Annotated in this window: 16 protein-coding genes; 8 read left to right on the forward strand and 8 right to left on the reverse strand. The window is 64.5% G+C overall.

Translation table 11 applies throughout. The features are described from left to right. Positions 1-11: 11 nt before the first annotated feature. Positions 12-1,127, forward strand: a complete 1,116-nt coding sequence (aroC, locus tag ACZ5WT_RS10760; protein ID WP_464283787.1) for a chorismate synthase — start codon at positions 12-14, stop codon at positions 1,125-1,127. A 159-nt stretch (positions 1,128-1,286) separates the two neighbouring features. Here the strand turns inward: aroC and ACZ5WT_RS10765 are convergent, their stop codons facing one another. The 4 genes from ACZ5WT_RS10765 to ACZ5WT_RS10780 all read right to left on the reverse strand — a co-directional run bounded on the left by ACZ5WT_RS10765 (position 1,287) and on the right by ACZ5WT_RS10780 (position 3,935). Next, positions 1,287-2,024 (reverse strand): TlyA family RNA methyltransferase, encoded by a 738-nt coding sequence (locus ACZ5WT_RS10765; RefSeq protein ID WP_464283788.1) that lies wholly within the window; start codon positions 2,022-2,024, stop codon positions 1,287-1,289. Then, positions 2,021-2,620: an SCO family protein gene (locus tag ACZ5WT_RS10770; RefSeq protein ID WP_464283789.1), complete on the reverse strand. Its 600-nt coding sequence runs from the start codon at positions 2,618-2,620 to the stop codon at positions 2,021-2,023. The genes ACZ5WT_RS10765 and ACZ5WT_RS10770 overlap by 4 nt, the downstream gene beginning before the upstream one ends. Positions 2,621-2,731: 111 nt before the next feature. Next, entirely contained in the window at positions 2,732-2,974 is a 243-nt protein-coding gene (locus tag ACZ5WT_RS10775; protein ID WP_464283790.1) for an exodeoxyribonuclease VII small subunit, read from the reverse strand. Between the two features lie 13 nt (positions 2,975-2,987). Further along, a complete protein-coding gene (locus tag ACZ5WT_RS10780; RefSeq protein ID WP_464283791.1) occupies positions 2,988-3,935 on the reverse strand; it encodes a histone deacetylase family protein in 948 nt (315 codons plus the stop codon). A gap of 70 nt (positions 3,936-4,005) precedes the next feature. Between ACZ5WT_RS10780 and ACZ5WT_RS10785 the strand changes: the two genes are divergently transcribed. Continuing rightward, complete coding sequence (locus tag ACZ5WT_RS10785; RefSeq protein ID WP_464283792.1) at positions 4,006-4,959, forward strand: L-threonylcarbamoyladenylate synthase; 954 nt, start codon at positions 4,006-4,008, stop codon at positions 4,957-4,959. Between the two features lie 113 nt (positions 4,960-5,072). On the opposite strand, the gene ACZ5WT_RS10790 is transcribed toward ACZ5WT_RS10785, so the two are convergent. Further along, positions 5,073-6,008, reverse strand: a complete 936-nt coding sequence (locus ACZ5WT_RS10790) for a DnaJ C-terminal domain-containing protein (RefSeq protein ID WP_464283793.1) — start codon at positions 6,006-6,008, stop codon at positions 5,073-5,075. Between the two features lie 107 nt (positions 6,009-6,115). On the opposite strand from ACZ5WT_RS10790, the gene pdxH reads away from it, so the two are divergent. The 4 genes from pdxH (at position 6,116) to ACZ5WT_RS10810 (ending at position 10,042) form a co-directional block, all read left to right on the forward strand. Next, positions 6,116-6,739, forward strand: a complete 624-nt coding sequence (gene pdxH / locus ACZ5WT_RS10795; protein WP_464283794.1) for a pyridoxamine 5'-phosphate oxidase — start codon at positions 6,116-6,118, stop codon at positions 6,737-6,739. A 63-nt stretch (positions 6,740-6,802) separates the two neighbouring features. Then, a complete protein-coding gene (locus ACZ5WT_RS10800) occupies positions 6,803-8,002 on the forward strand; it encodes a DUF898 family protein (RefSeq protein ID WP_464283795.1) in 1,200 nt (399 codons plus the stop codon). Next, on the forward strand, positions 8,002-9,144 hold the full coding sequence (locus ACZ5WT_RS10805; RefSeq protein ID WP_464283796.1) for a M48 family metallopeptidase: 1,143 nt from the start codon (positions 8,002-8,004) through the stop codon (positions 9,142-9,144). The genes ACZ5WT_RS10800 and ACZ5WT_RS10805 overlap by 1 nt, the downstream gene beginning before the upstream one ends. 73 nt (positions 9,145-9,217) lie before the next feature. Beyond that, a complete protein-coding gene (locus tag ACZ5WT_RS10810; protein ID WP_464283797.1) occupies positions 9,218-10,042 on the forward strand; it encodes a DUF1499 domain-containing protein in 825 nt (274 codons plus the stop codon). Here the strand turns inward: ACZ5WT_RS10810 and ACZ5WT_RS10815 are convergent. Continuing rightward, a complete protein-coding gene (locus tag ACZ5WT_RS10815) occupies positions 10,032-10,946 on the reverse strand; it encodes an MBL fold metallo-hydrolase (protein ID WP_464283798.1) in 915 nt (304 codons plus the stop codon). The genes ACZ5WT_RS10810 and ACZ5WT_RS10815 overlap by 11 nt on opposite strands. A gap of 98 nt (positions 10,947-11,044) precedes the next feature. Between ACZ5WT_RS10815 and ACZ5WT_RS10820 the strand changes: the two genes are divergently transcribed. Beyond that, on the forward strand, positions 11,045-11,656 hold the full coding sequence (locus ACZ5WT_RS10820; RefSeq protein ID WP_464283799.1) for a biotin transporter BioY: 612 nt from the start codon (positions 11,045-11,047) through the stop codon (positions 11,654-11,656). A 76-nt stretch (positions 11,657-11,732) separates the two neighbouring features. Here the strand turns inward: ACZ5WT_RS10820 and ACZ5WT_RS10825 are convergent, their stop codons facing one another. Continuing rightward, positions 11,733-12,230: a MarR family winged helix-turn-helix transcriptional regulator gene (locus tag ACZ5WT_RS10825; protein ID WP_464283800.1), complete on the reverse strand. Its 498-nt coding sequence runs from the start codon at positions 12,228-12,230 to the stop codon at positions 11,733-11,735. Between the two features lie 273 nt (positions 12,231-12,503). On the opposite strand from ACZ5WT_RS10825, the gene ACZ5WT_RS10830 reads away from it, so the two are divergent. Further along, complete coding sequence (locus ACZ5WT_RS10830; RefSeq protein ID WP_464283801.1) at positions 12,504-12,812, forward strand: hypothetical protein; 309 nt, start codon at positions 12,504-12,506, stop codon at positions 12,810-12,812. 150 nt (positions 12,813-12,962) lie between these two features. Here ACZ5WT_RS10830 and ACZ5WT_RS10835 read toward each other — a convergent pair whose 3' ends face one another. Next, positions 12,963-14,171 (reverse strand): tyrosine-type recombinase/integrase, encoded by a 1,209-nt coding sequence (locus tag ACZ5WT_RS10835; RefSeq protein WP_464283802.1) that lies wholly within the window; start codon positions 14,169-14,171, stop codon positions 12,963-12,965. Positions 14,172-14,266 lie beyond the last annotated feature (95 nt).

Raw genomic sequence — 14,266 nt, forward strand, 5'->3', positions numbered from 1 at the left:
GGGGCTGCGCTATGTCGTTCAATACTTTCGGACATCTCTTCCGTTTCACCACCTGGGGTGAAAGCCATGGACCCGCGCTTGGCGTGGTGGTCGATGGCTGCCCTCCGGGCCTAGTGCTGACGCCTGAAATGATCCAGCGCGATCTCGACCGCCGCAAGCCCGGCCAGTCGAAATATACCACCCAGCGCCGCGAAGCCGATGAGGTGAAGATTCTCTCGGGCGTGTTCGAGGACGAGCGCACCGATGGTCCGCGCACCACCGGCACGCCGATCTCGCTGCTGATCGAGAATACCGACCAGCGCTCCAAGGACTATGCCGATATCCGCGACAAGTACCGTCCGGGCCATGCCGATTTCACCTATGACCAGAAATACGGCATTCGCGACTATCGCGGTGGCGGGCGCACCTCGGCACGCGAGACTGCTGCGCGCGTGGCGGCGGGCGCGGTTGCGCGGCAGGTGCTGGCTGGCGTAACCATCCGGGCGAGCCTGGTGCAGGTGGGGCCGCACAAGATCGACTACAATAATTTCGACTGGGACCAGGTCGACCAGAACCCGTTCTTCTGCGCCGACGCGGTGGCGGCAGGCGTTTGGGCCGACTATCTCGACGGCATCCGCAAGTCCGGCAATTCGGTGGGTGCGGTGATCGAGGTGGTGGCCGAGGGCGTACCGGCGGGCTGGGGCGCGCCGATCTATGGCAAGCTGAGCGCCGACCTGGCCTCGGCCATGATGAGCATCAACGCGGTCAAGGCCGTGGAAATCGGTGCTGGATTTGAGGCGGCGAGCCTCACTGGCGTCGACAATGCCGACCAGATGCGGGCAGGGGCGGACAAGCCCTATTTCCTCTCCAACCATGCCGGTGGCATCCTGGGCGGCATTTCCAACGGCGATCCGGTAGTGTGCCGCTTTGCGGTGAAGCCGACCTCGTCCATCCTGCAGCCGCGCCAGACGGTGACCACGGCCAACGAAGACACCGACATCATCACCAAGGGCCGCCACGACCCCTGCGTGGGCATTCGCGCCGTGCCGGTGGGCGAAGCCATGATGGCGCTGGTGCTGGCCGACCACGCCCTGCGCCATCGCGGCCAGACCGGGCGCGAAGGTGCGGTGGGGTTCGATCGGGGCTGAGGGTTCTTGCTCTCGCAGGCCGCGTTCACAACGACAGTCTCCCAATCACCTGCGCTGCCCACGGACTTGATCCGCGGGCCTTTCGTCGCGCATGCGATACTGAGAGTGACCCGCGGATCAAGTCCGCGGGCAGCCTGGCGTGTGGTTAAGGGCGGTGGTCTAGCCGCGCCCGAAGACCAGCACGATTTCCTGGTTGCCGTCGCCGCCGCTGATGGGGGAGGGCGTGGAGAGGCGGTGGGTGAAACCCTGGGCTTCTACGAAGGCGATGACGTCGGCCAGCGCGGTGGCGATGGCCGCTTCGCTGGTGACGATGCCGCCCTTGCCGACATTCTGGCGGCCGACTTCAAACTGTGGCTTGAACAGGATCACCGCATCGGCCGTGGGGGCGCAAAGGGCCAGGGGCGCATCGAGCACCTTGGTGACCGAGACGAAGCTGACGTCCGAGACCAGCAGGTCGATCAGCTCCGGGATGGTCTCGGCAGTGAGGTCGCGGGCGTTGACGCCCTCCATGCTGACAATGCGGTCGCTGCCCTTGAGGCGCTCGTGGAACTGATCGTGGCCGACATCGACGGCATAGATGCGGCGGGCGCCGCGTTCCATCAGCACCTGCGTGAAGCCGCCGGTCGAGGCGCCCACGTCGATGCAGATCTTGCCATTGGGGTCGATCTTGCCCACGTCGAGGCCAGCGATCAGCTTGAGGGCCGCGCGCGAAACGTAGTTGGCAGCGGGATCGCTTAGCGCGAGCTTGTCGTCGCGGCCTACCATCTGGTTTGGCTTGACCGCGGTGACACCATTGATGGTGACGGTGTTGCGCAGGATGGCGTCGCGCGCACGGGCGCGGCTGGGCACCAGGCCCCGCTGCTCAAGCGCCAGATCGAGGCGGATACGTTCGCTCAACCGCCCACCAGCCGGGCAATCTTGCCGAGTGCGGTCTTGCTGTCTTCCTCGTAGGACAGGGTGCTTTGGAACTGGCCGTTCTTGTCGATGAGGAAGGTGAGGGCGGTGTGGTTGACCAAATAATAGGGGTCACCCGGCTCGCCGGTCTTTTCGGAGAACACGCCGAACGCCTTCTTGACGTTCTCGGTCTGCTCGAGGTTGTGGCTGACCAGCCCGATGATCGAGGGATCGAAGCCCTCGACATAATTGGTCATCATTTCCAGCGTGTCGCGCTCGGGATCGACCGACACGAAGATGATGCGGAGGTCTTCCGGCGTCAGGCCCAGCTGTGCACGATAGGCGGTGGTTTCCGCCAGGGTGGTGGGGCAGACGTCGGGGCAATGGGTAAAGCCGAAGAATACCAGGCTTGGGGTGCCCACCAGGTCGTCCTGCGTGAAGGCGCCACCCTTGGTGGAATTGAGTGCAAATTCCTGGCCGGTGACGCCAAGCGGGCGGGCCGGGGGGCGGAACATGAACAGCGCGGTCGCGCCGATGGCCACAACGGCAACCAGCGCCCACAGCACGATGCGGAAATTACGAAGAGATTTCGGAGTCATTGCAGCTTCCTGCCACGACCTCGTCCTTCAACAAGCTCAGGATGAGGTCTGTTCAGGCATCGTCGTTTCTGTGGACCTCGTGGCGAGCCTGTCGAACCACGAAGGCATGGCTTATGCGTCCAGCGGCTCGGTGCCGTTTGCGCGACCGTCGCGGGACAGCGTGATCTTCTCGATACGGGCTTCGGCGGTGCGCAGCAGGGTCTCGCAATGCGCCTTGAGGGCCTCGCCACGCTCATAGATGGCAATCGACTCGGCCAGCGGCGCACGGCCCGATTCGAGCTTGCCGACGATGTCTTCGAGCTGGGCCAGGGCCGCTTCGAAGCTCAGGGTCTTGACGTCGTCGTTATCGGTCATGGCGATCTCTATCCTAGTCGTCCAGGCGCCCGGTGGCGCCGTCCATCAGCATGGCAACATGGTGCGAAACACCGCCCGCCAGTCCCTTGAGGTCATAGCCACCTTCGAGCAGCGACACAATGCGGTTGCCGCAGGCGCGGGCGGCTGCATCCATCAACTTTCCCGTGAGCCAGCCGTAATCTTCCGAGGTCCAGTTGAGCTGGGCCAGGGGATCGCGGTGATGGGCATCAAATCCCGCCGAAATCAGCAGCAGGTCGGGCCCAAAGTCGATCAGCCCCGGAATGATGTGGGAGAGATAGGCCTCGCGCATGGTCTGGCCATCGGTGTCAGGTGACAGCGGCGTGTTGACGATATTGCCGATGCCGGTCTCGCTGGCCCTGCCGGTGCCGGGAAACAGCGGCATCTGGTGGCTCGATGCGTAAAAGACCGTCGGGTCATCCTTGAAGATGTCCTGCGTGCCATTGCCGTGATGCACGTCGAAATCGACAATGGCGATGCGCTCGGCGCCATATTTGCGCTGGGCTTCGCGGGCCACGATGGCCGCGGTGTTGATGAGGCAAAATCCCATCGGCCGGGCGATTTCGGCGTGGTGGCCGGGCGGGCGGATGGCGCAGAAGGCGTTGTCGACCTCTCCGAGCAGCACCGCGCCAAGCGCATCGAGCGCGCCGCCGAGCCCGGCTGCCGCCGCGGCCATGGAGGACGAGGAAATGAAGGTATCGGCATCGAGCTGGCCGATGCCCTCTGCCGGACGCGCATCGCGCAGGCGCGCCATGTAGCTGGCGTCGTGCACCAGTTCTGCCAGCATCAGGTCGCCCGAGACCGCATTGCGGCGGATCAGGCCATCGAAGCGGGGATGGCTCAGCGCTTCATCGACGGCGCGGATGCGCTCGGCGCGCTCGGGATGCCCCTGCGGCGTGACGTGATCGGCAAAGTTGGGTTGGCTGACTAGCAGCGTGGTCACGCGGGTAACGTCTCCAGTCGTAACGTTACTTCGTCTTGACGCGCCGGAGCGGCGTTGTCAAACAACCGCCATGAGCAAAAATGCAGTGTTGGCGGCCGATACACCGAAATCCGTGGAGGAGGCCGCTATCCTGTTGCGGGCAGGCAAGCTGTGCGCCTTTCCCACCGAGACCGTCTATGGGCTGGGGGCCGATGCCACCAATGCCGATGCGGTGCTCTCGATCTATGAAACCAAGGGCCGGCCGCGCTTCAATCCGCTGATCATTCACTGCGCTGATGTGGCCATGGCCGAAACGCTGGTGGAGTTTTCTCCGCTGGCGCGCCGGGCGGCAGGCCTGTGGCCGGGCTCGCTGTCGCTGGTGCTGCCGGCCAAGCCGGGCAACGGGCTGGCTGACGTGGCGACGGCCGGGCTCGATACGGTGGCGATCCGCATTCCCGACCACAAGCTGGCGCTGGAGCTGATCGCGGCGGTCGGACGCCCGCTGGCGGCGCCCTCGGCCAATCCATCGGGGCGGCTGTCGCCGACCACGGCCGAGCAGGTGCGCAAGGGCTTTGGCGGTCGCGTGCCGGTGCTCGATGGCGGGCCGTGCAAGGCGGGTGTGGAATCAACGATTATCCGGGTCGACGGCGACCGGCTGGTGCAGCTGCGTGCCGGAGCGGTGGCGCGCGAGGACATCGAAGCAGCGCTCGGCGTGGTGGTGGAACTGGCCGAAGAGGGTTCGGCGATCTCGGCGCCCGGCATGCTGCTGAGCCACTATGCGCCCAATGCGCTGATGCGGCTCAATGCCCAGCCAGAAGCGGGCGAGGCATTTTTGGCATTCGGACCGACGGGCGCGTTTGACGGGGTGATGCGCAACCTCTCGCCCAGCGGCGACCTGCGCGAGGCGGCGCGGAACCTCTTCGCCATGCTGCATGAGCTGGATGCGTCGGGCATTAGCCGGATCGCAGTGGCGCCGATCCCCGACCGGGGGCTGGGCGAGGCGATTAACGACCGGCTGCAAAGGGCTGCGGCGCCGCGGGACTGAGTGGCAGCACCGAGTTTATTGAGGCCGCAGAACCCCAACCATTGGTCCCTCCCCACAAGGGGGAGGGAGACGACTGAGGTCGCGGTGGTCCACCTCAGATTGCGTGGCTGAGACTAGTCGCGGACCTTGTAGGGCTTCTGGTCACGCATGAAGCGAGCGAGGGCTTCGAGGTCGGGATCGCCGCCCGGGGGCAGCACGACCTTGATGTTGACGTACAGGTCGCCATCGCCATAGAGGCCCTTGCCCTTGAGGCGCAGCGCCTTGGCGGTGTCGATGCCGGGCGGCAGGTTGAGTTCAACCGAGCCATCGAGTGTGGGAACGCGCACCTTGGCGCCGAGTACCGCCTCGTAAAGCGTGATCGGCACATCGGTGCGCAGGTCTGCGCCATCGCGGCGGAACTGCTTGGATTTCTCGAAGCGTACCGTCACCAGCGCGTCGCCTGGTTCGCCCATGCCGGGTGAGCCCTGACCCTTGAGGCGGATCTGCTGGCCTTCCTCGACCTTTTCAGGGAGCTTGACCGACAGCACCTTGCCCGTGGGCATGCGCACCGGGATGGATGCGGCCTTGTGGGCATCCTCGAGCGAAATCGTGGCGTTGACCACAATGTCTTCGCCACGCATGGTGCGGCCCGCGCCGCCAGCGTCGGGACCGCCAAAGGGGTCCCACTGTGCGCCACCGGCCTGAGCGCGACCGCCGCCGGGGCCACCACGCTGCTGACCGCCGAAGCCGCTCATGAATTCCTTGAGAATGTCCTCGGCCGAAAACCCGCCCGCCTGACCGCGGCCTCGTGCGCCACCGGCGCCGGGGTTGAAGCCGGCGAATTTCGGGTTGCCGTCCGCATCGATCTCGCCGCGGTCATATTGGCCACGCTTCTCGGAATTGGTCAGCAGTTCATAGGCATTGTTCGCCTCGGCAAACTTTGCGTGTGCCGTGGGATCGTCGGGGTTCTGGTCAGGGTGATACTTCTTGGCCAGCTTGCGGTAGGCGGACTTGAGGTCCTTCTCGCTCGCCGATCTTTGCACCCCAAGCACGGTATAAGGATCGCGCATTTGGTCCATTCAATGTCGAGGGGGGCGTTGCTTCGCCCAAGTTTCCTGTCCTATATGGCGACCACCCCCCGGCTTGTCCAGTTCCCGCGACGAAGGGATAATCCCAAATGCAGCAATCCCTGACCCAGCGCCTGTTCGGTGATGCCGATCGCTCCGGCCTTGATCCCTATGCGGTTTTCGAGGAGTGGTTCGCCCGCGCAAAAGAGGTTGAACCCAACGATCCCCATGCAATGGCGCTGGCCAGCGTCGATGCCGAGGGCATGCCCGACGTGCGCATGGTGCTGCTCAATGCGCATGACAACAGGGGCTTCTGCTTCTTCACCAACTTCGAGAGCGAAAAGGGCCGCCAACTGCTGGCCCAGCCCAAGGCCGCGATGGTGATGCACTGGAAATCGCTGCGCCGGCAGGTGCGGATGCGCGGTCCGGTCGAGGTCGTTTCGCCCGCTGAGGCCGATGCCTATTTCGCCAGCCGCCCGGTGGGCAGCCAGATTGCCTCTTCGGCATCCCAGCAGTCTCGCCCGCTCGACAGCAAGCAGAGCCTGCTGACCCGTGTTGCCGATCTGACGGCGCAAGTGGGTGATGGTCCGGTGGTGCGCCCGCAGCACTGGTCCGGCTTCCGCATCATGCCGACCAGCATCGAATTCTGGCAGGACGGCGAGTTCCGCCTGCATGACCGCGTGCGCTTTACGCGCGATGGCGATGGCTGGGTGAGTGCGCGGCTGTATCCGTAACGCAGGCAGCTTCCCAACACCCCACCGCTCGCCTAAAACCGATCTGAAGTGGGGGAATTGGTGATGGACGAGGGGCAGCCGGTGACGTTCACCGGAACGCGGCGCGCATTGGGTAGCATCCTGCTGCGCGGCTATCTGATGCTGATCCCCACCATCGGGCTCTATCGCTTCTGGCTGACCACCTGGAAGCGGCGATTCTATTGGTCCAACACAGAGATCGGCGGCGATGCGCTGGAATATACCGGCAATGCGACCCAGCTGCTGCTCGGCTTCCTGATGGCGCTGGCCGTGTTCCTGCCGATCTATGGCGTGTTTTTCTACCTTTCCACACAGTCGTCGACTGCAGCGGTGATCGGCTATTCGGGCGTCGCCGTGCTGGTGTGGTTCCTGATGGGCTACGCGATCTACCGGGCGCGCGATTTCCGCCTGTCGCGCACGTTGTGGCGCGGCATCCGCTGCGATCAGGGCGGCAGCGCCTGGGGATATGCGTTCCGGCGGTTTGGCTGGTCACTGCTGATGATCGTCACGGCCGGGCTGGTCTATCCCTTCATGGCCGCCAACCTGTGGGCCTATCGCTATCGCAACAGCTGGTATGGCGATCGCCAGTTCGGCTTTACCGGCACCTGGAAACTGCTCGCCGGGCCCTATTACCTGACCTATGCCGTGGCCGTGGTGATCGGCGCGGTCGGGGTGGGCATGAGTGCGGCGCAGGGGGCATTCCCAACGGATGGCACGCTGCCCGAGCCGGGAGCACTGGTGCCGGTGCTGATTGCCGCCGGGGTGATCGGACTGCTGGTCCTGCGCTATCAGGCGCGGGAATTGACGCGGATGTTCTCATCGGTCCGGCTGGGGCAGGCGACGCTGACCGTCACGGTGCGGGCGCGCGGACTGTTTGCGCAATATGGGCTGTTCGGGCTGGGGCTGGTCGGCAGCTATATCGCGCTGGCCATCGGCGGGTTCGTGGTGCTGGGCATTGTCGCCAGCGGCGCGATCACGGTCGGCGGCTTCGACCTTGAAGTGCTGCTGACGCATATGCAGGGCAGCTTCGTGACGCTCGCGGCGATTGTTTTTGGCTATCTACTGCTGCTGGCCGCTTTCACCATGATGGCCGAATTGTTCATTGGCCTGGGCTTCTGGAAGTTGATCGCCACGGGCGCCAGGGTCAGCGGGCTCGATAGCCTGCGCAATGTCCGGGCGCGGGGCGAGGACACTTCGCTGGCAGGCGAGGGACTGGCTGACGCACTCAATGTCGGGTCGTATTGATGGGTATCGCCGCACGCTATCATGATGGCCTCGTTGCCGATGTTCAGCCGGTCGAACTGGAATATGCGGCCGAAACGCTGGTGATCCGGCGGGCTGAGGACATGGCGGTGCTGGCGCGCTGGCCGGCGCGCGAACTCTATTCCGTGCACAGCCGTCGGAACGAGCTGCGGCTGGGAGCCAATGGCCTGCCTGCTGGGGCGCGGGTGGTCATCGTCGGCAAGACCGAGGTCGCGCGGGTGCTGGCCACGGTACCGTCCCTAACCGAACGTCGCCGCAAGGAGGCCGGGCGGCAGACCCGCATCGCGGTGATGGCAACCCTGGCGCTGGCCTCAGTGATCGGCGCCTATCTCTATGGTGTGCCGCTGCTGGCGAGCCGCATCGTGGCGATCGTGCCGCCCAGCTGGGAGCAGAGCCTGGGCGAAACCGTGGCCGAGCAGATGCAGGTGAGCCTGGGCGAAACCGGCGGACTGCAGATCTGCGACCCGGATCCTGAGAGCCTCGCCAACCGCGCCATTGCCCGCTTCGGCGCGGAGGCGCTGGCGGGAACGGGCTCGCCGTTCGACCTCGATATCCGGGTCGTCAAATCCGACATCCCCAATGCCTTCGCCTTGCCGGGCGGGCAGGTCTTCTTTTTTTCGGCGCTGCTCGACCTCGCCGAAACGCAGGACGAGTTCGCCGGGGTGCTGGCACATGAAATCGGCCACGTCGCCTATCGGCACGGCATGGAGCAGCTGGTGTCAACCGCCGGAACCGGCGCGTTGATCGGGCTGATCCTGGGCGACCTGACGGGGGTCTCGGTGGCGGCGGGCCTTGGCTCGACGATCATCGATTCGCGCTTCTCTCGCGATGCGGAGCGGCAGGCCGATGCTTTCGCGGCACAGGTGGCGCAGCGCATGGACTTTCATCCTGCTGGGCTTGCCGACCTGATCAATCGCGTGGGCGAGGAGGACGGCTTTGCCCGCTCGCTGGCCTTGCTCAGCACCCATCCGCTGACGGCCGACCGCAAGGCGGCGCTCGAAATCATGGGGCAGGAGCGGCCAAGCGGGCTGGAACCGCCCTTCAGCAACGCCGAGTGGCTCGCGATCCGCACCATGTGCGGCAATCTGGCGGCAACCCTGCCGGCGCAAACCAAGAGCAAATGAGTGCGTGGCGCCAAATCTTCAAATTCGCGCAAGACCTTGCCGCTAAGCTTGCCTCCCATGTGAAAGGGCGGCCGTGCGCATTCTGATCCGAACATCGAAATGGGCCATCTGGGCGCGCCGTCTCGGCAGCGTCGCGGTGCCGTTGCTGGTCATTCCGGTGGCGCTGCATCACCTGCGGGTGATTCCGAGCGATGTGTTCCTCGTGCTTATTTTGATGGCCGGCGTGGCCGCAGCGCTGGCCGTGCTCACCGGCGTCTTTGCGCTGGGACGGCTCTGGTTCACCGGCGATCAGGGCTGGGGCCGGGCGCTGCTCGGGCTGCTGTTTGGCGCGCTGTGCCTCGTGCCCTTCACCTGGTACGGCAACCTGATGCTGCGCTATCCGGCGGTGACCGACATCGCCACCACCGACCGCGATGGCCTGCCGCTGCTGTTCGAGCCCGGCATGGCGGCAATGCCGACGCCGCGCATGCTGTCCCGCGCGCAGATGGCGCAGGTGTTCCCCAATATCGAAACGCGCAATTATCCGCTGGGCCTGGAGCCGACCTTCGAGCTGGTTAGGCGGCTGGTTGAGGAAAACGGCTGGGATATCCGCCTGCTGCGGGCGCCGACGGCCGATCTCGAACCCGGGCAGATCAACGCGCAGATCGTGACGCTACCCGGCTGGCGCGAAGAAGCCGTGATCCGCGTCACCGGCACGCTGAGCACGTCGGTGGTCGACATGCGCTCGGCTTCGCTCAATGCGCTGCATGATTTTGGTTCGAACGGGAAGCGGATCGAGGCCTTTCTCGGTGCGCTCGACGACGCGGTGACGACGCTGTTGCGCGACAATCCCAATGCCAACGACCCGGTCGAGGCTGACGCCGACATCGAGCCGACGCCCAGGGTTCCTACGAGCTGAGGCGAATGCGGGTACCGAATGGCCCGCGCGACACGACCAGCAATCCCTTGGACTGCAGATATTCCACATGGGCCGCGATGGTGAGGCTGGCCGCGCGGCGCACCATCAGTGGTTGGGTGGGGTAGATGGTCGCGACGATGGCGGTGATCGACTGGGCTCGCTTGGCTACGGCGGCCAGCACCTGTTCGTTGCGCATTTCGCGATGCGCCCTGAGTGCCCGGGCATAGGTAGGGCCATCGGCGATGGGACCGCCATGGGCCGGCACATAGCGCCGGTAGGGCAGGGCGATAACCTTGTCGAGCGAGGCCAGGTAGTCGGTCATTGACCCGTCGGGCACGGCGACCAGCGTCGAATTCCACCCCATGATGTGGTCGCCCGTGAGCAGGATGTCGCCGAAGCCGAAGGCCAGGTGATTGGCGCAGTGGCCAGGCGTCGTGTGGACACGCAGCTCGATATCGCCGGCCGTGATTCGTTCTCCGTCGGTAAGCGTGCGATCGGGCATCAGTGTCCAGTCGCAGGAGCGACGGAAGGGATTGCTCTCGAATCGCCGCAGCGGGCGCGACAGCCGGTGCGGCCCGCCAAACCAGAGGGGGGCACCCAGCTTGCGGGCGAGCTTGGCCGCCGAGGCGCTGTGATCGCTGTGGGTGTGGGTCAAAAGGATTGCGGCGACCGGGCGCCCGGAAATGGCGCGCATCAGGGCGTGGATATGGTCCTGTTCATCGGGGCCCGGATCAACCAGCGCCAGCCGCTCATGCCCGAGCAGGAAGCTGTTCGTGCCGGTATAGGTGTAGGGGCTGGCATTGGACGCGGTGACGCGCACCAGACCCGGCGCAACCGGCACCGGCTCGCCGGTATGCGGCTCGAAGCTGGTGTCAAATGACAGCGTGGCAGCGGGAGACGCCATTGCACTCACTTTCCCGAGAGACTAAACAGGACATGAAATTGAACGACACGAGCGGCCCGGGAAAGGGTTGCCGGTTCAGACAGCATGGAAGGTATGAAATGGCTGTGACTTTGACCACGCCCAACACGCTCCTTGGAGCATTCCAGCCCAAGAGTGAATCCACCCGGCTGGTGTCGAACCTGGCGACGGTGGTGCTGGGCACCCTGCTCATCACGCTGTGCGCCAAGATCAACGTTCCGGTGTGGCCGGTTCCGGTGACGTTGCAGGGCTTCGCCATTGCCGCGCTGACCGCTGCCTTCGGCATGCGCGTCGGCGTTGCCACCGTGGCGCTCTACCTGCTCGAAGGCGCGATGGGCCTGCCCGTTTTTGCCACCGGCGGCGGCCTTGCCTATCTCGTCGGCCCGACCGGCGGCTTCCTGCTCGGCTTCCTCGCCATGGCTGCAATCATTGGCTTCGCGGCCGATCGCGGCGCTTCCAGCAAGCCCCTGACGCTGTTCGCCGCGATGGTGGTGGCTGATGCCGTGCTGCTGGCCCTGGGCTTTGCCTGGCTGCTGCTGCTGTCCGGCCAGGCTGGCTGGATCGACCAGAGCAACGTCGTCGCTTCGGCCTTTGCCGGCGCCGTGCAGCCTTTCGTGATCTGGGACGTGCTCAAGATGGCTCTGGCCGCGCTGACCGTCACGGGCGCATACAGCCTCTTCGTCAAGCGCTAAGCCGCTAGACCATTCTGGATGAAGGCCGGTTCTGCCGGCCTTTTTCTTGCCCATAATATGATCAGTGAGCAATTTATCACTTCTGGGTCGACAGCGCGCGCACCACGGCCTCCAGTGAGCGGGCAAGGCATTCCTGCTGTTCCGGCAGGAGCTCGGACAGTACGGCTTCAAGTTCAAGCGTCGGATCGATGGCCAGCATGGCCTGGCCGGCCACGGTCACCTCAAGCAGCTCGGCACGCCCCTTTGGCTGCTCGGCCGCCTTGGCCAGCAGACCCTTCTGGATGAGCGTTCGCACGGTGCGGCTGACAGGGCCATTGGCAAGCCCCTGGAAGCGCGCCAGTTCGCTGGCGGTGCACTGGGCAAGGGGAGCCCGCGAAAAGTAGCGGAGCGCCGTCCACTGGGCCGGGAACATCTCCGCCGCGTAGCCACGCGAATGCAGCATGCGGGCGGTCAATTCCAGCAGCTCTGCAAGCGCAGATGTAGAAAGTGACTGCAAAGCCAACTCCGGCGCCATGTCGGGCCCGACGCGGGACTGCGCCGGGGTCTTGCTCGGGTCATTCCAATGCCGAGTCATTCATACAAACGCTTCGCGTCGCCGCAACGACCCCGAAGACGTTGCCAAAACCGTTTTTTGCAGACTGCAATAAGCAACCGTTAATCGGGTGTTTCCCCGGCGGCTGATCGCGGCAAAAATGTCGGGTCATTCTGGTAAGAACCCAGTTCATGGCGGGCTTGTGGCGGGGCGCGCGATCACGCAAGTTTGCTGCATGAATTCGGCCCGCGGCGACCCCGGCATGCCGGAACGAATGCCCGGACGAACGGTTAAACCCAGCAGGAGGAGGGTGCCATGAACGTAGCAAGCCTACAGATGCAGGGACTGCTCTGCGCCTTGGCGGCGATCAACCAGATGCTCGTCGACAAGGGCGCTGCGACCACCGACGACATCGCCAAGGCGCTCAGCGGCGCCGAGCAGGCCCTGTCGGGCGATGATCGCTTCACCGAGGATATGGAGCCCCAGCAGCGCGACGCCGTGCTGTTCCCGCTGCGCTATCTCCACATGGCCAATTCCATGGCCGCCAATGATGAAGGGGCCACGTTTTCCGACCTTGCCCGCATGGTCGGCAAGCTCAAGGAAAAATATAACGATCAGCTCTAGCCGGATGGTCTGGGAACGAAAAAGCCCGGCTTCAGAAGAAGCCGGGCTTGATTGGTCGGAGTAGCGTGATTCGAACACGCGACCCCCTGCTCCCGAAGTACATCCCCAAAGCAGGGAGGCCGGTGTTCTGGGGCTTTTAACCCGAGATCGTCATCCAAAATCTTGCTTTGTTCCGCTAACTCTGTCGGAACTCTGTCGGTGGAGCTTGGGCCGCGCCATCTTGTCGGCGGCCTCCCGCAGATGATTGGGGTGATGGTGCCCGTATACGTCCAGCAAAGTTTGCAGGTTCAGTCCGAAATAGCCGGCCGCATCCCACGGGTCCATGCCGCGCTGCATCCCCCAGGTAATGGCGGTATGCCGAAAGGTGTGTGGAACGATTTCGCCTTCAAGCTGGCTGTATACAACCAACTGGCGAAACGCCTTGTCGATTCGGTCGATAGGCTTGCCCTGATACTCGATGACATATCGCTGCCCGGCTTTGTGCCAGCGGCGCAGGTGGGCCAGGAGTGGGCGCGGCAGCGGCACAGGTGGCTGGCGCTTCTTGGTGGCCCTGACGCCTTCGCCCCGCCGATACCAGAGCCCGGCATCCAGGTCGATGAAGCCCCGGCCGATCTCCCGCACAAACGACGCGTTGAGGATCGCCGCCTTTCTGGTGCCGGTATAGTGGGCCATGAGCATCCATCGTGCCAGGTGCTGCCGCGTCGCCCACGCATCCTGCTGCCCGTCTTGTGACCGACGGCTCCGCCACGCCAGCCTCACCAGCAATGCTACTTCCTCGCGAGTCAGCCAGCGCTCACGCGGCAATGATTTTGGCGGCAACGCTACGGGCACAGGCCGGTCTATTACCTGCTCGCGGTGAGCGTGATTGATGGCTGCGCGCAGCAGTTCCAAATCCATGGAGGCAGATCTCTGCGCATCCACGAACTGCACATATGCCTTGCAGGTGGCCGTTCTGACGTCGCTGACATGTCCTGTCATCTCTTCATAGACGCCGACCTGTTCCATGAACCGTGACGATGCCAAGGGGTCGCCCCACCAGCTCAGTATGCGTCGAATGCGGGAGATGGTTTCTTTGGGCCTACTCCTCTCCGGCACGATGTCCTTGGCGAATAGGTTCATCACGTCCGAGATCAGGACTTCAGTGGGATCACCGTTGCGCTTGGGCGGCTTGTGCTTTTTCGCGAGGTAGGCTTCGAGGGCTTGCTCAGCTCCTCCAAGGTCATTAGCGCGGCAGCCCGTGCTACGCTTACGGGATCCGTCGCGAATGACCCAGACCCCTGCTTCGACGCTGCCGTTGGCATTTGTGCGTTCTGGCTGGAGCCAGAGCCGGGGCCCTTTGCTGACTGGTCCACTTCGCATTTCTTCCTCATTTCCCGGATGGCGGCGCGCGTCACGAAATCGCGCCGGCCGATCCGCTCAATCACAAGGCGCCCGCGCTGGGCTTCGGCTCGTAG

It is taken from the genome of Devosia sp. T2-14, from assembly GCF_055397495.1.